We start from the raw sequence: 17,563 nt of genomic DNA on the forward strand, positions 1-17,563 counted from the left end.
GGCAGCGTGATTAACTCACTGTTTTAAAATACTTTATCTTTTCCCTCGCATTAACCCACACCCTTCATAATGTTAAATATTTGTTGTTTTTGATCACAAATAATAAACAAACAAGCTCATTCTGTGCGCGTTTTTCAAAAATGTAGATATTTTTAATTTATGGCTACGAAACGAGCTGCGCCATATCTCCCTGACAATCTACTGAGAGGAACGATTTGATGAACGCACTGACTGCCGTAAAACCGAACGCTGAAGATCCAGCCCAGCACTACAGCGGTTTCACGCTGAAACCGTCAGCCCAATCCCCACGCCTGCTGGAGCTGACTTTTTCTGCTGAGACCACTGAGCAATTTCTGCAGGCCGTCGCGCAGTGGCCGGTTCAGGCGCTGGAATACAAATCCTTCTTGCGCTTCAAAGTGGGCAAGATCCTCGACGACCTGTGCGGCAATCAGTTACAGCCCCTGCTGCTGAAAACCCTGCTCGATCGTGCCGAAGGCGCACTGCTGATCAATGCCGTTGGCGTAGACGACGTGGCGCAGGCGGAAGAGATGGTCAAGCTGGCAACGGCGGTAGCGCACCTCATCGGACGCTCTAATTTTGATGCGATGAGCGGTCAATATTACGCACGTTTTGTGGTGAAAAACGTCGATAACTCAGACAGCTATCTGCGCCAGCCTCACCGAGTAATGGAATTGCACAACGACGGAACCTACCTCGAAGAAATCACCGATTACGTGCTGATGATGAAGATCGACGAGCAGAACATGACCGGCGGTAACTCGCTGCTGCTGCACCTCGACGACTGGGAGCATCTGGAGCAGTACTTTACCCATCCTCTGGCACGTCGCGCCATGCGCTTTGCCGCACCGCCAAGCAAAAACGTCAGTCAGGAAGTGTTCCATCCGGTATTTGACGTTGACCAGCAGGGCCGCCCGGTAATGCGCTACATCGACCAGTTCGTCCAGCCAAAAGACTATGAAGAAGGCGTCTGGCTGAGCGACCTGTCCGATGCGCTGGAAACCAGCAAGAACATTATTTCCGTTCCGGTTTCAGTAGGTAAATTCCTGCTGATCAACAACCTGTTCTGGCTGCACGGGCGCGATCGTTTCACTTCGCATCCGGACTTGCGCCGCGAACTGATGCGCCAGCGTGGTTATTTTGCGTACGCGACCAACCACTACCAGACCCATCAGTAAGCGCGAAGGAAAAGCGGATGTATGATTTTGTGATTATTGGCGGCGGCATTATCGGCATGTCGACCGCCATGCAACTGATTGATGTCTATCCGGACGCCAAAATCGCGCTACTGGAAAAAGAGTCCGGCCCGGCCTGCCACCAAACGGGCCACAACAGCGGCGTCATTCATGCCGGGGTCTATTACACCCCCGGCAGCCTGAAGGCACAATTTTGCCTGGCCGGAAATCGCGCCACAAAAGCCTTTTGCGACCAAAACGGCATCCGCTACGACGTCTGCGGAAAAATGCTGGTTGCCACCTCCGCTCTGGAAATGGAGCGCATGCGCGCGCTTTGGGATCGCACCGCCGCTAACGGTCTGGAGCGCGAATGGCTGAATGCGCAGGAACTTCGCGAGCGTGAACCCAATATCACCGGACTGGGCGGCATTTTTGTCCCGTCGAGCGGGATTGTCAGCTACCGCGAAGTCACCGCCGCGATGGCGAAGATTTTCCAGGCCAAAGGCGGTGAGATTATTTACAACGCCGAGGTCAGCGCGCTGAAAGAGCATGCTGCGGGTGTAATTGTCCGTACCCGTCAGGGCCAGGAATATGAAGGCGCGACGCTGATTAGCTGTTCTGGCCTGATGGCGGACCGACTGGTAAAAATGCTCGGCGTTGAACCTGGCTTTATCATCTGTCCGTTCCGGGGCGAATATTTCCGCCTGGCGCCAGAACATAATCAGATAGTTAACCATTTGATCTACCCCATCCCCGACCCGGCGATGCCTTTTCTCGGCGTTCATCTGACCCGGATGATTGACGGCAGCGTCACCGTCGGCCCCAACGCGGTACTGGCATTTAAACGTGAAGGCTATCGTAAACGTGACTTCTCGCTCAGCGATACGCTGGAGATCCTCGGCTCTTCTGGTATTCGCCGCGTGCTGCAAAACAACCTGCGCTCAGGGCTTGGTGAAATGAAGAATTCGCTGTGCAAAAGCGGTTATCTGCGGCTGGTACAAAAGTACTGCCCGAGCCTGACGCTTAAGGATCTGCAGCCGTGGCCTGCGGGCGTACGGGCACAGGCGGTGTCACCTGATGGCAAGCTTATCGACGATTTTCTGTTTGTCACCACGCCACGCTCAATTCATACCTGTAACGCCCCTTCTCCGGCAGCAACGTCGGCAATCCCTATCGGCGCACATATTGTCAGCAAAGTACATGCGCTACTGGAGAACCAGAGTAACCCCGGACGCACGCTGCGTGCGGCACGTAGCGTGGAGACATTACACGCCGCATTTACCCGTTAAACCGATTAAGACAGGAAGCAATCATGCAACTTAACGATCCAGCATTATTTCGCCAGCAGGCACTGATCGACGGCAACTGGCGTGACGCCAACAGCGGCGAGACCATCGCGGTGACCAATCCCGCCAACGGTCAGCAATTGGGTAGCGTACCTAAAATGGGGGCAGATGAAACCCGCGAAGCGATTAACGCCGCTAACCGCGCCCTGCCAGCCTGGCGTGCGCTGACCGCCAAAGAGCGAGCCAATATCCTGCGCCGCTGGTTCAACCTGATGATTGAGCATCAGGATGATCTCGCCCGCCTGATGACCCTGGAACAGGGTAAACCGCTGGCGGAGGCCAAAGGCGAAATCACCTATGCCGCCTCATTTATTGAGTGGTTTGCCGAAGAGGGCAAACGCATCTATGGCGATACGATCCCTGGCCATCAGGCCGATAAGCGTCTGATCGTCATCAAGCAGCCGATCGGCGTTACCGCCGCGATTACGCCGTGGAACTTCCCCTCAGCGATGATCACCCGTAAAGCCGGTCCGGCGCTGGCAGCAGGCTGTACGATGGTGCTTAAACCCGCCAGTCAAACCCCCTACTCCGCACTGGCGCTGGCAGAACTGGCTAATCGCGCCGGGATCCCTGCTGGTGTTTTCAGCGTGGTGACCGGTTCTGCGAGCGCGGTTGGTAACGAGCTGACCGGCAACCCGCTGGTGCGCAAGCTGTCATTTACCGGCTCAACCGAAATTGGCCGTCAGTTAATGCAGCAGTGTGCCAAAGACATCAAAAAGGTATCGCTGGAGCTGGGCGGCAATGCGCCGTTTATCGTCTTTGACGATGCCGATCTCGATAAAGCCGTGGAAGGTGCGCTGGCATCGAAGTTCCGTAACGCCGGGCAAACCTGCGTCTGCGCCAATCGCCTGTACGTGCAGGGCGGCGTGTATGAGCGTTTTGCCGAAAAACTCCAGCAGGCGGTGAGCAAGCTGCATCTCGGCGATGGTCTGCAACCTGACGTCACCACCGGACCGCTGATCGACGAGAAAGCGGTTGCCAAAGTGCAGGAACACATCGCCGACGCTCTGGATAAAGGCGCACGCATTATCGCGGGCGGTAAACCTCATGCACTCGGCGGTAACTTCTTCCAGCCCACCATTCTGGTAGATGTGCCTGATAACGCGAAGGTCGCCAAAGAAGAAACCTTCGGCCCGCTGGCTCCGCTGTTTCGTTTTAAAGACGAAGCTGACGTCATCGCTCAGGCCAACGACACCGAGTTTGGTCTGGCCGCCTATTTCTACGCCCGTGATTTAAGCCGCGTCTTCCGCGTTGGCGAAGCGCTGGAGTACGGCATCGTCGGGATTAACACCGGCATTATCTCCAACGAAGTCGCCCCGTTTGGGGGGATAAAAGCCTCCGGTCTTGGCCGTGAAGGATCGAAATACGGCATCGAAGACTACTTAGAAATCAAATATATGTGCATCGGCCTTTAATAAAACAAATACTGGAGAACACCTGATGAGCACCAACAAAGAACTTATGCAACGTCGCAGCAACGCCGTTCCCCGTGGCGTAGGCCAGATCCACCCTATTTTTGCCGAGCGGGCAGAAAACTGTCGGGTCTGGGACGTTGAAGGCCGTGAATTCCTCGACTTTGCTGGCGGTATTGCGGTGCTGAACACCGGTCACCTGCACCCGCAGATCGTCTCTGCGGTAGAAGCGCAGTTGAAAAAGCTGTCCCATACCTGTTTCCAGGTGCTGGCCTATGAGCCGTACCTGGAGCTGTGTGAAATCATGAATAAGAAAGTGCCGGGTGATTTCGCCAAGAAAACCCTGCTGGTGACCACTGGTTCTGAAGCGGTAGAAAACGCGGTGAAAATCGCCCGCGCCGCCACCAAGCGTACGGGGACTATCGCCTTTAGCGGCGCTTACCACGGTCGTACTCACTACACCCTGTCACTGACCGGGAAAGTCAATCCGTACTCCGCCGGAATGGGGCTGATGCCAGGCCACGTGTATCGCGCGCTTTATCCTTGCCCGCTGCACGGCATCAGTGAAGATGATGCTATCGCCAGCATTCATCGCATTTTCAAAAACGATGCCGCGCCAGAAGACGTCGCCGCCATCGTGATTGAACCGGTTCAGGGTGAAGGCGGCTTTTACGCGGCATCTCCTTCCTTTATGCAACGACTGCGCGCCATTTGTGACGAACACGGGATCATGCTGATTGCCGATGAAGTACAGAGCGGTGCGGGCCGTACCGGTACGCTGTTTGCCATGGAGCAGATGGGCGTTGCGCCCGATCTCACCACCTTCGCCAAATCCATCGCCGGCGGCTTCCCGCTGGCGGGCGTGACCGGACGCGCCGAAGTCATGGACGCAATCCCACCGGGCGGTCTGGGCGGTACCTATGCCGGTAACCCAATTGCCTGCGCCGCCGCGCTGGCGGTACTGAACATTTTCGAGCAGGAAAATCTTCTGCAAAAAGCCAACGAGCTGGGACAAACCCTGCGCGAAGGCCTGCTGGCTATCGCGGAAACCCATCGAGAGATTGGCGACGTACGCGGGCTGGGCGCGATGATTGCTATCGAACTGTTCGAAAACGGCGACCACACGAAACCAGACGCCAAACTGACTGCGGAAGTGGTGGCGCGTGCACGCGAGAAAGGACTGATCCTGCTCTCCTGCGGACCTTACTACAACGTGCTGCGCATTCTTGTCCCGCTGACCATTGAAGATGCTCAAATCCGCCAGGGGCTGGACATTATCGCCCAGTGTTTTGCCGAGGCAAAGCAGGGTTAAACCCCCGAGTAAAAACGGGAAATTGTAGGCCGGATAAAGCGCAAGCGCTGCCATCCGGCAATGTTGTGATGCCCGGTGGCGCTACGCTTACCGGGCCTACGGGTAAGGTGCAGGAAGCGACGTCAATAACAATAACGAGGTTTAAAGATGGGGCAAGTGTCACAATCACATGATTTAGGGGGCGGGCTGAAATCACGCCACGTCACCATGCTGTCTATTGCCGGGGTAATCGGCGCAAGTCTGTTCGTCGGTTCAAGTGTGGCGATTGCAGAAGCCGGTCCCGCAGTATTATTAGCCTATCTGTTCGCCGGATTGCTGGTGGTGATGATTATGCGCATGCTGGCCGAAATGGCCGTTGCCACCCCGGATACCGGTTCTTTTTCCACTTACGCCGATAAGGCCATTGGCCCGTGGGCGGGTTACACCATCGGCTGGTTGTACTGGTGGTTCTGGGTGTTAGTTATCCCTCTGGAAGCGAATATTGCCGCCATCATTCTGCACTCCTGGGTACCGGGCATTCCTATCTGGCTGTTTTCTCTGGTTATCACGCTGGCGTTAACCGGCAGTAACTTACTGAGCGTTAAAAATTACGGTGAATTCGAGTTCTGGCTGGCGCTGTGCAAAGTGATTGCCATTCTGGCGTTTATTACCCTCGGTGCGGCGGCGATTAGCGGTTTCTACCCTTATGCCGAGGTTAGCGGAGTTTCACGCCTGTGGGATCAGGGCGGCTTTATGCCCAACGGTTTTGGCGCCGTGATCAGCGCGATGTTAATCACCATGTTCTCCTTTATGGGCGCAGAGATAGTTACCATCGCCGCCGCCGAATCCGATACCCCGGATAAACATATCGTTCGCGCCACCAACTCGGTTATCTGGCGTATCTCTATCTTCTATCTGTGCTCTATTTTTGTGGTGGTGGCGCTGATCCCGTGGAACATGCCGGGCCTGAAAGAAGTCGGTTCTTACCGCTCGGTGCTGGAGCTACTGCATATCCCGCACGCGAAATTGATCATGGACTGCGTCATTTTGCTGTCGGTGACCAGCTGTCTTAACTCCGCGCTGTATACGTCATCGCGTATGCTCTACTCCCTGAGCCGCCGTGGCGATGCCCCCGCCTTTATGGGTAAAACGAACCGCAGCAAAACACCTTATGTGGCGGTATTACTGTCGACAGGTGCTGCGTTCCTCACCGTCATCGTCAACTATTACGCCCCGGCCAAGGTGTTTAAATTCCTGATCGACAGCTCCGGTGCCATCGCGCTGCTGGTGTATCTGGTCATTGCCGTTTCTCAACTGCGGATGCGCAAAATCCTGCTGGCGCGAGGCGGTGAAATTAAACTGAAAATGTGGCTCTATCCGTGGCTTACCTGGCTGGTCATCGCGTTTATTATCTTTGTGCTGGTGGTCATGCTGTTTCGCCCGGCCCAACAGCTGGAAGTTATCTCTACCGGGTTGTTAGCCATAGGAATTATTTGCACCGTGCCCATTATGTCACGCTGGAAAAAACTGCTATCGTGGCAAAAAGCACCATTGCAAAATACGCATTAAACCTGTTCCCGGCGCAGGCCGGGAAATCCTTTCAGGAGTATGACCATGACCGCCATTCCCCAACCGACGGCCATTGATGGATACCGCTGGCTGAAAAACGACATCATCCGCGGTGTGTATCAGCCTGATGAAAAACTGCGTATGAGTCTGCTAACCTCCCGCTATGAGCTAGGCGTGGGACCGCTGCGCGAAGCGCTTTCGCAGTTAGTTGCCGAGCGGTTAGTGACAGTGGTTAATCAGAAAGGGTATCGTGTCGCCCCGATGTCAGAGCAGGAGTTGCTCGATATTTTCGATGCCCGCGCCAATATGGAAGCCATGCTGGTCGCGCTGGCCATTGAACGCGGCGACGACGCCTGGGAAGCTGAAATTCTGGCGCGCGCGCATATGCTCAGTAAGCTTGAAGCCATTGACGCCAGCGAACAGATGCTCGACGAGTGGGATCAGCGCCATCAGGCATTTCACTCGGCGATTGTCGCTGGCTGTGGTTCACAATATCTGCTGCAAATGCGCGAACGGCTGTTCTCTCTGGCGGCGCGCTACCGGTTTATCTGGCTACGTAAAACGGTGCTGTCGGTTGAAATGCTGGAAGATAAACACGATCAGCACAAGACGCTGACCGAAGCGATTCTGGCACGTGATGCCACGTGCGCCAGCGAATTAATGCGCCAGCACTTGCTGACGCCGATTCCGATTATTCAACAGGCTATGTCCGGTAAATTACTGACGCAATAAGCCTGAATAACATTACTGTTCCGGAATACGTAAAACCTGCCCAGGATAGATTTTATCCGGGCTTTTTAGCATTGGTTTATTCGCTTCAAATATCTGGTTATATAGGTTGGCATTACCGTAAACCTGTTTGGCAATAGCGCTCAGGGTATCCCCAGATTTCACGGTATAAAACTGGCTTTCGCTCGCGGGTGCAGAGGTTTTAACCTGATCATCTACGCTGGCGATACCAGAGATATTACCAATCGCGATCAGAATTTTTTCTTTTGCTTCCTGACTTAATCCATCACCAGAAACAGTAGCTTTGCCTTCGTTAATTTGCACGTCCACTTTATCCGCATCAGGGATGCCGGTTTTGTTCAGGTGTTCCTGCACTTTTTTTGCCAGATCGGCTGTGTCATGGTTTCCAGTGACCGCATCCCACAGTTTTTCACCTGCATCTTTTACAAAATTGAAGAGTCCCATATCCACCTCGGTAATTAACAATCAACACCCAAAAGTGTAGCAGAGGAGAAAGGGGCACAAAGAAAACGGCGCCAAAGCGCCGTAGTTGAAAGGAATTAATTACGCGTCTGTATCCAGAAGGCATGGATCAAACCAGGAATGTAGCCCAGCAGCGTCAGAACGATATTGAGGATAAATGCCCAGCCGAATCCCTTCCCCAGCAGCACGCCAAGCGGGGGCAGAATAATAGTAAAAACGATTCTCCAGAAACCCATGCACACTCCCTACAAGCAAAAATTAATCATTGTTTAAAAAGAGATTTTATCTCTAAGAGTAGCCATTCTACCCAACTCTGCCAGTATTCCGCGGCTGTTTTACCCTCCTTTACGCTCTTTACGCTGGCGTACGTTGGTTACTTATTTTAGAATACACTTAATTTAGATAATGCTTAAATACATATGACTGAACTTGAACAACTCCAGGCCAGCGCTGAACAGGCTGCCGCCCTGCTAAAAGCGATGAGTAACCCGAAACGGTTGCTGATTTTGTGCATGCTCTGTGGTTCACCCGGTACCAGCGCGGGTGAGTTAGCCCGTGTTACCGGCCTTAGTCCTTCCGCCACATCCCAGCATCTGGCGCGTATGCGTGAAGAAGGTCTGATAGAAAGCCAGCGCGATGCCCAGCGCATCCTCTACTCCATTAAAAATACGGCCGTGAATTCGCTGATCGCCACATTAAAAACACTGTATTGCCCATAAGGAGCCATCATGACTATTGGGACGATTTCCCCACGCGAGGCGCAGACACTGGTCGCGCAGGGTGCAAAACTGATTGATATCCGCGATGCTGACGAGTATCTGCACGAGCATATTCCTGAGGCACATCTGGCGCCATTACCCGCGCTTGAGCAGGGATCGCTGCCTGCGAATTTACGCGCCGAGCAGGTGATTTTTCACTGCCAGTCAGGCAAACGTACACAAAATGCGGCAACAAAACTGAGCGCCATCGCCGCACCCGCGCAGGTCTGGTTGCTGGAAGGTGGAATTGACGGCTGGAAAGCCGCGGGGTTGCCGGTGGCGAAAGACAGTTCACAACCGTTACCGCTGATGCGTCAGGTGCAGATAGCCGCAGGCAGCCTTGCCCTACTCGGCGTTATTCTGGGCTATAGCGTTAGCAGCGCCTTCTTCCTGCTGAGCGGTTTTGTGGGCGCCGGGCTGATACTCGCTGGCGTAACCGGCTTTTGCGGTATGGCGCGATTACTGGACATCATGCCCTGGAACCGACGTACTCATTAAGCGGTAATCATTGAAACAGCACTGTACCCGCCGGTTGACGTGATCTATGGTGAGTTCTGCGATAAATGATAAATAAAGGAGCGCAACAATATGTTTAAACCTGGCGATCTGGTTCAACCGCGTATGGGCGGTCCAAAACTGAAGGTTGTTGAAGTCAATGACGATCAAATTGTGGCGGTACAAGCCAGTAATGAAAGCGGTGATAAATTCACGCTGAAAGCAGCTGATGTCACGCGATATACCGAAGAGGGTGATTTCGGCGTTTGCTGAAAATAAGCGGTGAGGATCTCCTCACCGCCTTCGCAATTAGATCAAAAAGTCATCAAGAGATTTACCGGCAGCCAGCGCCTGGGCAATTGGCTTCGGTGTGCGACCTTGTCCGGTCCATGTTTTCGTTTCACCATTGAGATCGATAAAACGATATTTCGCCGGGCGCGGTTCGCGTTTTTTAACTGAACGTGCCGTCGCAGGTGTTATGCTCAGCAGCTCCTCCGGGCTGATCCCGTCTGCCTGCATCTGCGCCAGCAAGGCATTAATTTTTGCCTGCTGTTCTGCACGTTGGCGCTGTAGCTGTTCTTCTTCATCGCGCCGTTCTTTGGTCACTACCCTGAATTTTTCAAGCATATCTTCCAGTACATCAACGGAAAATTCACGAGCCATTGCACGCAGCGAGCGGATATTATTTAAGTTTTTTAACATTGAGCTCATATTAACAAAACCTCTTTAACGTAAAACATAAAAACGGTATTACGCTAAATATTGTATGCAACCAATTATTATATTTCCAGTCTAATTTATTCGTTTATCATTAAACAAATAGCCAACTCTGATATTTATAGCATCCATTCTGCTATCGCCCAGACAATATATTCTATTACCCTGATTGCAGCTTTGAATATACCTGCAAGGTATCTCAACGCGTCACTTAAGAAACAAGCCACGGCATCTCGTGGAACCAACGAGTATACATAATGCACATCAGTCAACATTCAGAAAAGGAGCGCAAAAAATTCAGAAAAACAAGCAACAATAACTCCTTGATCTAAAAAGATTTTAATTAACACAGCAACGAAAACACCAAAACGAACAAAAAACAAACCATTACAGAGCATTTTATCGACAAAAAGACAATAAATAAAAATTTTCAGCTAGTTGCTAGTTATTATCCAGGCAGATATCCTATTAAAACGCGAAAGCAGCAAGACAAATCACTAGCAGTTAAGGTATTCAAAACCTTTTTTCCCCTTTTTACAAGGAGCATTAACATGTTCTCTCCGCAGTCACGCTTGCGTCATGCAGTAGCAGACACGTTCGCGATGGTTGTTTATTGTTCTGTCGTGAACATGTTGATCGAAATATTCCTTTCTGGAATGAGCTTCGAACAGTCGCTGTATTCCAGATTAGTCGCTATCCCTGTCAACATACTGATCGCGTGGCCATACGGCATGTATCGTGATTTGTTCATGCGCGCGGCCCGTAAAGCCACGCAGGCAGGATGGGCAAAAAATCTGGCGGATGTGCTGGCTTATGTCACCTTCCAGTCGCCGGTGTATGTGATTATTCTGCTGACGGTTGGCGCAGACTGGCATCAGATTACGGCTGCAGTAAGTTCGAACATCGTGGTGTCAATGCTGATGGGCGCTGTCTATGGCTACTTTCTTGATTATTGCCGCCGCTTGTTTAAGGTCAGCAGCTATCATCAGGCTAAAGCCTGACACGCTTCTTCGCGACTGGCACTGCCAGTCGCGTTATTAGTTAGAATTAACGTCGCCAAACAGCCCGCTCAGATAACGTTCAAGCGCAATACGCGAGCTAAAGCCGTGCGGAATACCATAATGCTCATGAGTCTCTCCGGCTAAATACAGCGGGAATTGCTGGTAATGATCGCAAGTTTTAATATCCGTTGCCGGTTCCGCCAGCGAAGAGCTACGCTCTTTCAACGTGGGATGGATAATTAATGCGGTACGCCCCATGCGAGCTTCACGATTAACATACACATAATTTTCGCCACGCCGATAGCCGTACGTTTTCTGCGTCACTACATCAACGGTAAAGCCCACTTTTTCAAGTACGCGCGCCACCTCATCAGGTCGTAAATACATATTATTTTCCTCGTTATCTTTTACTGCGGGCTTACCTTACCTGATTCAGCATTAGCAACGCTTTCAGAAAAGTCCATAAACGAGTGAACACGATGAGACGAATATCTTAAGTAACGTACAGATTTATGTCAGCGCCAACCTCAGTTGGTAGGCCGCCTGTTGCGCCATTTCCGCCGAGATGATATTAGTAAATGACAGCAATATTCCCCCCTTTCCTTCTGACGTTATTCGCCAGCGGCTTAGCGCCTGAACCGCTAACCCGGCCTGATTCGCTTTGCGCACCAGCGCAGTATCATCTCCGTCTACACTCATCACCAGTTGAATCCCACCTTCCTGAGGAATGACGCTAAACCCTTGTTCGGTCAGGGCGTTTTCCATCCATTGTCGTCGTTCGGCATAATGCTGTCGCATACGTTTTAAGTGTCGCCAGAAGTGGCCGTCTCGCATAAAATCCGCCAGCGTTTGCTGCCATAGAACCGGAACGCTACAGGCCGTTAGCGCCGCTTGTTGGCGAAAGCGTTCAACCTGGGTCAGAGGCACCACCAGCCATGCCGTACGCAAAGCCGGAAACATCGATTTGCTGAACGTTCCGGCATAAATCACCCGCTGAGGCGCATCCAGACTTTTTAGCGGCGGCAACGGCTTACCGTGGTAACGAAATTCACTGTCATAGTCATCTTCGATTACCCACGCCTGCGCACGAGTCGCCCACTCCAGCAACTGGTGGCGACGGTCCAAAGACAGTGCTACCCCCAGAGGGCTTTGATGAGCGGGAGTGAGCAGTACAAAACGCGCCTGCGGGTAGTCGCGGATCCCGGCGCTGACATCCAGACCATCGGCATCCACCACTACCGGCATCAACTCAATGCGTTCCTGAGCCACCACGGGCCGGATCAGCGGAAAACCGGGATCTTCGACCCACATTCCCTCACCGGGATGCGCCAGAGCGCGCAGGATTAACGTCATTGATGCCGCATAGCCTGAAGTGATAAAAATCTGCTCTGGCTGGCATTCTATGCTGCGTGAAACGCGCAGATAATCAACAATTGCCTGGCGTAACACCCGTTCGCCACATACATCGCCCACCGCCAGATCAAAACGCGTTTGGGTGCGTAAACGCCGTCCCATCACCCGTGCCCAGACTTCACGCGGAAAAAGATCGAGTGCGGGTAATCCCATCTGAAATAGTTGCGGTCTGGGATTTTCTCCGGCGAAGATGGCAGGCGATGCAGGCGCCCTTTCTGGTCGCAGTTGCTCACTGACAAACGTTCCTGCCTGTCCACGCCGCGCGAGCCAGCCCTGCGCCACCAGCTCGGCATAGGCATTTTCCACCGTCGAGCGTGATACTCCCAGCTCCTGGGCCCAGGTCCGGCTGGAGGGCAATCTGGTACCAGGCTTGAGTTCGCCTTTCTCAATTGCGTTTTTTAACTGACGGGCGATTTGCTGATAACGTGGCATTTATGGTCTGCTTTTTTGGCAACAATATGGCTCTCTGTTGCAGTCCATTATAGTGCTACATTGCGGGTCATCCAAACGAGGAGAAATACCATGACAATGTTACGCCAGCCCTATTACGAACTCAGTCCCGAAATCTATAACGCTCTGGTTCAGGCAAGCCAAGCGCTGGAAAACTGCGCGCTGGAACCTACGTTGACGGAACTGATTTACCTGCGGGTCTCGCAAATCAACGGCTGCGCCTTTTGTCTGGAAATGCACAGTAAAGCGCTGCGCAAATCCGGTGTTGCGCAGGCCAAACTGGACGCACTGGCAGGCTGGCGGGTGAGTCACCACTTCAGCGAACAGGAACGTGCGGCGCTGGCGTGGGCCGAATCGGTCACCCAGATTGCCACTACTCACGCCGAAGATGACGTTTATCTGCCGCTGTTAGACCATTTCAGCGCGAAAGAAATTAGCGACCTGACATTTGCCATTAGTCTGATGAACTGCTTTAACCGTCTGGCGGTGGGGATGCGCATGTGATTTTGCGCTGCCGGATGGCGACATAAATGCCTTATCCGGCCCAGGATGTACTTTCCTGTAGGCCGGATTAGACGCGACGCGTCGCCATCCGGCAACCTGCGATGGTACATACCACTTCCCCCGCCACGCTCATCACCCCGCTCATCATCAATCTAAAATTCCCATATCTTGTATGGTTGAATCTTTTTAAAACTACATCTAGTATCTCTTCTATCAGGACACATACAACCGGACGCCCTCTATCGCGCCGATCCTTTATTTTTAAATGGAAATGCGAATCATGCGTATTATTATTTACACTCGCAATAACTGTGTTCAGTGCCACGCCACCAAACGGGCAATGGAAAGCCGTGGTTTTGACTTTGAGATGGTAAACGTCGATTTACAGCCCGATTTGGCTGATAGCCTGCGCGATCAAGGATTTCGCCAGCTACCGGTCGTGGTCGCGGGTGAAACCAGTTGGTCAGGATTTCGCCCGGACATGATCAACCGTCTGCATCCGGAACACCGTGTGGCCAGCGCATGAGTCAGCTCGTCTACTTCTCCAGCAGCTCCGAAAATACGCACCGCTTTATGCAGCGTCTGGGGCTGCCAGCCATCCGCATTCCGCTTAACGAACGCGAGCGGATCCGGGTAGACGAACCTTACATATTAATCGTGCCGTCCTACGGCGGCGGCGGCACTGCTGGCGCGGTCCCAAGACAGGTGATCCGCTTTTTAAACGATACGCACAACCGGGCGTTAATCCGTGGGGTGATCGCCTCCGGCAATCGTAATTTCGGTGACGCCTACGGTCGCGCGGGTGATGTCATCTCACAAAAATGCGGCGTGCCGTGGCTCTATCGCTTTGAGCTGATGGGCACCCAAAGCGATATCGACAACGTTCGAAAAGGAGTGAGCGAATTTTGGCAACGACAACCGCAGAACGTGTAATGCAGCCAACGCTGGATTATCACGCCCTGAACGCCATGCTGAATCTGTACGATAAAGCCGGGCGCATTCAGTTCGACAAAGACCATCAGGCCGTGGAGGCCTTCTTTGCCGCCCACGTCCGCCCAAACTCGGTGGCGTTTGCCAGCCAGCAGGAGCGCCTGGAAACGTTGGTGGATGAAGGCTATTACGATGCCAGCGTGTTAGCCCGCTACGATCGCGCGTTCGTGCTGAAGCTATTCGATCACGCCCACGCCAGCGGATTCCGTTTCCAGACGTTCCTCGGCGCATGGAAGTTCTACACCAGCTATACGCTAAAAACGTTCGACGGTAAGCGCTATCTCGAAGACTTTGAGGATCGGGTCACGATGGTGGCGCTCACGCTGGCGCAGGGCGATGAAGCGCTCGCGATGCAGCTGACCGATGAAATGCTCTCCGGGCGCTTTCAGCCCGCCACACCAACCTTTTTAAACTGCGGCAAACAGCAACGCGGTGAGCTGGTCTCCTGCTTCCTGTTGCGTATTGAAGACAACATGGAGTCTATTGGTCGGGCGGTCAACTCCGCACTTCAGCTCTCCAAACGCGGCGGCGGCGTGGCATTTTTACTCTCCAACCTGCGCGAGGCAGGTGCGCCCATTAAGCGTATTGAGAACCAGTCATCTGGGGTGATCCCAGTAATGAAAATGCTGGAAGATGCGTTTTCTTATGCGAATCAACTCGGGGCACGTCAGGGTTCGGGGGCGGTGTATCTGCACGCACACCATCCGGATATTTTACGTTTTCTCGATACCAAGCGCGAAAACGCCGACGAGAAAATCCGCATCAAAACGCTCTCGCTTGGCGTGGTGATCCCGGATGTTACCTTTCAACTGGCGAAAGAAAATGCCCGAATGGCGCTGTTCTCACCGTATGACGTGGAACGGATTTACGGCAAACCTTTCGGTGATATCGCCGTGAGTGAGCGGTATGACGAACTGGTTGCCGACGAACGTGTGCGCAAAAAATTCATTAACGCCCGCGATTTCTTCCAGCGGCTGGCCGAGATCCAGTTTGAGTCTGGCTATCCTTACATCATGTTTGAAGATACGGTGAATCGCGCCAATCCGATTGCCGGTCGGATCAATATGAGCAACCTGTGCTCGGAGATTTTGCAGGTTAACAGTGCCTCCACCTACGATGAAAATCTCAATTACGCGCAGACCGGGCACGATATTTCCTGCAATCTCGGCTCGTTGAACATTGCCCATACCATGGATTCACCCGACTTTGGTCGTACCGTGGAAACGGCGATTCGTGGCTTAACCGCCGTTTCGGACATGAGCCATATCCGCAGCGTGCCCTCGATTGAGGCCGGAAACAGCGCGTCGCACGCGATTGGTCTTGGGCAGATGAATCTGCACGGGTATCTGGCGCGGGAAGGGATCGCCTACGGTTCGCCGGAAGGGCTGGATTTTACCAATCTCTATTTCTATACCATCACCTGGCATGCGCTGAATACGTCAATGAAGATCGCCCGCGAGCGCGGTCAAACCTTTGCCGGATTCAAACAGTCGCGCTACGCCAGCGGCGAATATTTTAACCAGTATCTGCAGGGCGACTGGCAGCCAGAAACCGCCAAGGTTCGCACGCTGTTTGCCACCAGCGGCATTACGCTGCCGACGCGCGAGATGTGGTCACAGCTGCGTGAAGATGTGATGCGCTACGGCATTTATAACCAGAATTTACAGGCGGTTCCACCCACCGGTTCTATCTCTTACATCAATCATGCCACGTCAAGCATTCACCCGATCGTGTCGAAAGTGGAGATTCGCAAAGAGGGCAAAACCGGGCGCGTTTACTACCCTGCCCCGTTTATGACCAATGAGAATTTGGCCTTGTATCAGGATGCCTATGAGATCGGCCCACAAAAAATCATTGATACTTATGCTGAAGCAACGCGCCATGTCGATCAGGGGCTTTCACTGACGCTCTTTTTCCCCGATACCGCCACCACGCGCGATATCAATAAAGCGCAGATTTACGCCTGGCGTAAGGGCATCAAATCCCTGTACTACATCCGACTACGCCAGCTGGCGCTGGAAGGCACCGAAATCGAAGGCTGCGTGTCATGCGCGCTGTAAGGAGGAGAAAATGACATTATCCCGCGTGAGCGCCATCAACTGGAACAAGATTGAGGATGATAAAGATCTTGAGGTATGGAACCGTCTGACCAGTAACTTCTGGCTCCCGGAAAAGGTCCCGCTCTCCAATGACATTCCGGCCTGGCAAACGTTGAACGCCGCCGAACAGCAGTTAACAATCCGCGTTTTTACCGGGCTGACGCTGCTCGACACCATTCAGAATGTTGCCGGAGCACCAGCGTTAATGGCTGATTCGTTAACGCAGCATGAAGAAGCGGTGCTGTCGAATATCAGCTTTATGGAGGCGGTGCACGCCCGTTCATACAGCTCTATATTCTCTACCCTTTGCCAGACCAAAGACGTGGATGCTGCCTACGCCTGGAGTGAGGAAAATACCCCACTTCAGCGCAAAGCGCAGATCGTTTTGACACATTACGCCAGCGACGAACCGTTGAAGAAAAAAATAGCCAGCGTGTTTCTGGAATCCTTCCTGTTCTATTCTGGCTTCTGGTTGCCAATGTATTTTTCCAGCCGCGGCAAATTGACCAATACCGCCGATCTCATTCGTCTGATCATTCGTGATGAAGCAGTTCATGGGTATTACATTGGTTATAAATATCAAAAAGGTCTGGAGCATATTTCCGAATCCGCACGCGAGGAGTTAAAGAATTTTGCCTTTGACCTGCTGATGGAATTGTATGATAACGAAGCGTGTTATACGGAAGAGTTGTATGCAGAAACCGGCTGGGTGGATGACGTCAAAGCCTTCCTTTGTTACAACGCCAATAAGGCATTAATGAATTTGGGATATGAGGCGCTATTTCCGCCTGAAATGGCGGAGGTTAACCCGGCAATCCTTGCCGCGCTGTCGCCCAACGCTGATGAAAACCACGATTTCTTCTCGGGTTCCGGTTCATCTTATGTGATGGGAAAAGCGGTCGAAACAGAAGATGACGACTGGAATTTCTAGCGCTCATTTTCACGGGAAATACCGTACATTTTTCGCGGAGATATTTTAACAGGATCACACTTTTGTCGTGCAAATATAATTGTGTGATCTACACTCAATATCAGCCGCATTATTCGCCTGCATTCCAGCAATTCAGGCGATTTTTCATTGCCATTTACAAAAAATATTAACCCGTTCACATT

20 protein-coding genes are annotated in these 17,563 nt (G+C 52.6%); 15 read left to right on the plus strand and 5 right to left on the minus strand.

All coding sequences use genetic code 11. The annotated features are described in order from the left end of the window. Positions 1-218: 218 nt before the first annotated feature. The 6 genes from glaH (at position 219) to csiR (ending at position 7,543) form a co-directional block, all read left to right on the plus strand. A complete protein-coding gene (gene glaH, locus OGY68_RS14490) occupies positions 219-1,196 on the plus strand; it encodes a glutarate dioxygenase GlaH (RefSeq protein WP_048215707.1) in 978 nt (325 codons plus the stop codon). A 17-nt stretch (positions 1,197-1,213) separates the two neighbouring features. Then, positions 1,214-2,482 (plus strand): L-2-hydroxyglutarate dehydrogenase, encoded by a 1,269-nt coding sequence (gene lhgD, locus OGY68_RS14495; RefSeq protein WP_032944687.1) that lies wholly within the window; start codon positions 1,214-1,216, stop codon positions 2,480-2,482. 23 nt (positions 2,483-2,505) lie between these two features. Further along, positions 2,506-3,954: an NADP-dependent succinate-semialdehyde dehydrogenase gene (gabD, locus tag OGY68_RS14500; protein WP_286617148.1), complete on the plus strand. Its 1,449-nt coding sequence runs from the start codon at positions 2,506-2,508 to the stop codon at positions 3,952-3,954. 25 nt (positions 3,955-3,979) lie between these two features. Continuing rightward, positions 3,980-5,263, plus strand: coding sequence for a 4-aminobutyrate--2-oxoglutarate transaminase (gene gabT, locus OGY68_RS14505; RefSeq protein ID WP_008785600.1), 1,284 nt, complete (start codon positions 3,980-3,982; stop codon positions 5,261-5,263). Between the two features lie 147 nt (positions 5,264-5,410). Further along, positions 5,411-6,811, plus strand: a complete 1,401-nt coding sequence (gabP, locus tag OGY68_RS14510; RefSeq protein WP_048225221.1) for a GABA permease — start codon at positions 5,411-5,413, stop codon at positions 6,809-6,811. 45 nt (positions 6,812-6,856) lie between these two features. Further along, a complete protein-coding gene (gene csiR, locus OGY68_RS14515; protein WP_032944692.1) occupies positions 6,857-7,543 on the plus strand; it encodes a DNA-binding transcriptional regulator CsiR in 687 nt (228 codons plus the stop codon). Positions 7,544-7,555: 12 nt separating this feature from the next. Here the strand turns inward: csiR and lysM are convergent, their stop codons facing one another. Both lysM and OGY68_RS14525 read right to left on the minus strand, forming a co-directional pair. Further along, the gene (lysM, locus tag OGY68_RS14520) at positions 7,556-8,005 is read right to left on the minus strand and encodes a peptidoglycan-binding protein LysM (RefSeq protein ID WP_003037241.1); all 450 of its coding nucleotides are present in this window, start codon (positions 8,003-8,005) and stop codon (positions 7,556-7,558) included. 95 nt (positions 8,006-8,100) lie between these two features. Continuing rightward, on the minus strand, positions 8,101-8,259 hold the full coding sequence (locus OGY68_RS14525; protein ID WP_003037242.1) for a YqaE/Pmp3 family membrane protein: 159 nt from the start codon (positions 8,257-8,259) through the stop codon (positions 8,101-8,103). A gap of 183 nt (positions 8,260-8,442) precedes the next feature. On the opposite strand from OGY68_RS14525, the gene OGY68_RS14530 reads away from it, so the two are divergent. The 3 genes from OGY68_RS14530 to OGY68_RS14540 all read left to right on the plus strand — a co-directional run bounded on the left by OGY68_RS14530 (position 8,443) and on the right by OGY68_RS14540 (position 9,549). Further along, positions 8,443-8,742, plus strand: coding sequence for an ArsR/SmtB family transcription factor (locus OGY68_RS14530; RefSeq protein WP_057067657.1), 300 nt, complete (start codon positions 8,443-8,445; stop codon positions 8,740-8,742). Between the two features lie 9 nt (positions 8,743-8,751). After that, on the plus strand, positions 8,752-9,279 hold the full coding sequence (locus OGY68_RS14535; RefSeq protein ID WP_032944694.1) for a rhodanese family protein: 528 nt from the start codon (positions 8,752-8,754) through the stop codon (positions 9,277-9,279). A 90-nt stretch (positions 9,280-9,369) separates the two neighbouring features. Continuing rightward, the gene (locus OGY68_RS14540) at positions 9,370-9,549 is read left to right on the plus strand and encodes a GDFGVC terminal motif YodC-like protein (protein ID WP_003825999.1); all 180 of its coding nucleotides are present in this window, start codon (positions 9,370-9,372) and stop codon (positions 9,547-9,549) included. Positions 9,550-9,585: 36 nt separating this feature from the next. On the opposite strand, the gene stpA is transcribed toward OGY68_RS14540, so the two are convergent. Continuing rightward, positions 9,586-9,987: a DNA-binding protein StpA gene (gene stpA, locus OGY68_RS14545; RefSeq protein ID WP_032944695.1), complete on the minus strand. Its 402-nt coding sequence runs from the start codon at positions 9,985-9,987 to the stop codon at positions 9,586-9,588. A gap of 557 nt (positions 9,988-10,544) precedes the next feature. On the opposite strand from stpA, the gene alaE reads away from it, so the two are divergent. Beyond that, the gene (gene alaE, locus OGY68_RS14550) at positions 10,545-10,994 is read left to right on the plus strand and encodes an L-alanine exporter AlaE (RefSeq protein WP_003037259.1); all 450 of its coding nucleotides are present in this window, start codon (positions 10,545-10,547) and stop codon (positions 10,992-10,994) included. Positions 10,995-11,030: 36 nt separating this feature from the next. Here the strand turns inward: alaE and OGY68_RS14555 are convergent, their stop codons facing one another. Beyond that, positions 11,031-11,381 carry a DUF2002 family protein gene (locus tag OGY68_RS14555; protein WP_003037262.1) on the minus strand — a complete coding sequence of 117 codons (351 nt, stop codon included), beginning with the start codon at positions 11,379-11,381 and terminating at the stop codon, positions 11,031-11,033. A 123-nt stretch (positions 11,382-11,504) separates the two neighbouring features. Then, a complete protein-coding gene (pdxR, locus tag OGY68_RS14560) occupies positions 11,505-12,839 on the minus strand; it encodes a MocR-like pyridoxine biosynthesis transcription factor PdxR (protein ID WP_286617150.1) in 1,335 nt (444 codons plus the stop codon). A gap of 90 nt (positions 12,840-12,929) precedes the next feature. Here pdxR and OGY68_RS14565 point away from each other — a divergent pair, with 90 nt between their 5' ends. The 5 genes from OGY68_RS14565 (at position 12,930) to nrdF (ending at position 17,381) form a co-directional block, all read left to right on the plus strand. Next, complete coding sequence (locus OGY68_RS14565; RefSeq protein WP_003825991.1) at positions 12,930-13,361, plus strand: carboxymuconolactone decarboxylase family protein; 432 nt, start codon at positions 12,930-12,932, stop codon at positions 13,359-13,361. A gap of 280 nt (positions 13,362-13,641) precedes the next feature. Continuing rightward, the gene (gene nrdH, locus OGY68_RS14570; protein ID WP_048236625.1) at positions 13,642-13,887 is read left to right on the plus strand and encodes a glutaredoxin-like protein NrdH; all 246 of its coding nucleotides are present in this window, start codon (positions 13,642-13,644) and stop codon (positions 13,885-13,887) included. Beyond that, positions 13,884-14,294, plus strand: coding sequence for a class Ib ribonucleoside-diphosphate reductase assembly flavoprotein NrdI (gene nrdI, locus OGY68_RS14575; protein ID WP_003825987.1), 411 nt, complete (start codon positions 13,884-13,886; stop codon positions 14,292-14,294). The genes nrdH and nrdI overlap by 4 nt, the downstream gene beginning before the upstream one ends. Next, complete coding sequence (gene nrdE, locus OGY68_RS14580) at positions 14,267-16,411, plus strand: class 1b ribonucleoside-diphosphate reductase subunit alpha (RefSeq protein ID WP_057067659.1); 2,145 nt, start codon at positions 14,267-14,269, stop codon at positions 16,409-16,411. The genes nrdI and nrdE overlap by 28 nt, the downstream gene beginning before the upstream one ends. A 10-nt stretch (positions 16,412-16,421) precedes the next feature. Then, complete coding sequence (gene nrdF, locus OGY68_RS14585) at positions 16,422-17,381, plus strand: class 1b ribonucleoside-diphosphate reductase subunit beta (protein ID WP_057067660.1); 960 nt, start codon at positions 16,422-16,424, stop codon at positions 17,379-17,381. Positions 17,382-17,563 lie beyond the last annotated feature (182 nt).

The sequence above is a fragment of the Citrobacter sp. Cpo065 genome (assembly GCF_030332805.1).
GTDB lineage: Bacteria > Pseudomonadota > Gammaproteobacteria > Enterobacterales > Enterobacteriaceae > Citrobacter > Citrobacter portucalensis.

Coding starts and splice junctions, on each gene's coding strand:
- nrdH (WP_048236625.1), top strand. CDS start 13,642: ATGCGTATTATTATTTACACTCGCAATAACTGTGTTCAGTGCCACGCC.
- gabP (WP_048225221.1), top strand. CDS start 5,411: ATGGGGCAAGTGTCACAATCACATGATTTAGGGGGCGGGCTGAAATCA.
- gabT (WP_008785600.1), top strand. CDS start 3,980: ATGAGCACCAACAAAGAACTTATGCAACGTCGCAGCAACGCCGTTCCC.
- pdxR (WP_286617150.1), bottom strand. CDS start 12,839: ATGCCACGTTATCAGCAAATCGCCCGTCAGTTAAAAAACGCAATTGAG.
- alaE (WP_003037259.1), top strand. CDS start 10,545: ATGTTCTCTCCGCAGTCACGCTTGCGTCATGCAGTAGCAGACACGTTC.
- csiR (WP_032944692.1), top strand. CDS start 6,857: ATGACCGCCATTCCCCAACCGACGGCCATTGATGGATACCGCTGGCTG.
- OGY68_RS14565 (WP_003825991.1), top strand. CDS start 12,930: ATGACAATGTTACGCCAGCCCTATTACGAACTCAGTCCCGAAATCTAT.
- glaH (WP_048215707.1), top strand. CDS start 219: ATGAACGCACTGACTGCCGTAAAACCGAACGCTGAAGATCCAGCCCAG.
- gabD (WP_286617148.1), top strand. CDS start 2,506: ATGCAACTTAACGATCCAGCATTATTTCGCCAGCAGGCACTGATCGAC.
- OGY68_RS14525 (WP_003037242.1), bottom strand. CDS start 8,259: ATGGGTTTCTGGAGAATCGTTTTTACTATTATTCTGCCCCCGCTTGGC.
- OGY68_RS14540 (WP_003825999.1), top strand. CDS start 9,370: ATGTTTAAACCTGGCGATCTGGTTCAACCGCGTATGGGCGGTCCAAAA.
- OGY68_RS14555 (WP_003037262.1), bottom strand. CDS start 11,381: ATGTATTTACGACCTGATGAGGTGGCGCGCGTACTTGAAAAAGTGGGC.
- OGY68_RS14530 (WP_057067657.1), top strand. CDS start 8,443: ATGACTGAACTTGAACAACTCCAGGCCAGCGCTGAACAGGCTGCCGCC.
- lysM (WP_003037241.1), bottom strand. CDS start 8,005: ATGGGACTCTTCAATTTTGTAAAAGATGCAGGTGAAAAACTGTGGGAT.
- nrdF (WP_057067660.1), top strand. CDS start 16,422: ATGACATTATCCCGCGTGAGCGCCATCAACTGGAACAAGATTGAGGAT.
- stpA (WP_032944695.1), bottom strand. CDS start 9,987: ATGAGCTCAATGTTAAAAAACTTAAATAATATCCGCTCGCTGCGTGCA.
- OGY68_RS14535 (WP_032944694.1), top strand. CDS start 8,752: ATGACTATTGGGACGATTTCCCCACGCGAGGCGCAGACACTGGTCGCG.
- lhgD (WP_032944687.1), top strand. CDS start 1,214: ATGTATGATTTTGTGATTATTGGCGGCGGCATTATCGGCATGTCGACC.
- nrdI (WP_003825987.1), top strand. CDS start 13,884: ATGAGTCAGCTCGTCTACTTCTCCAGCAGCTCCGAAAATACGCACCGC.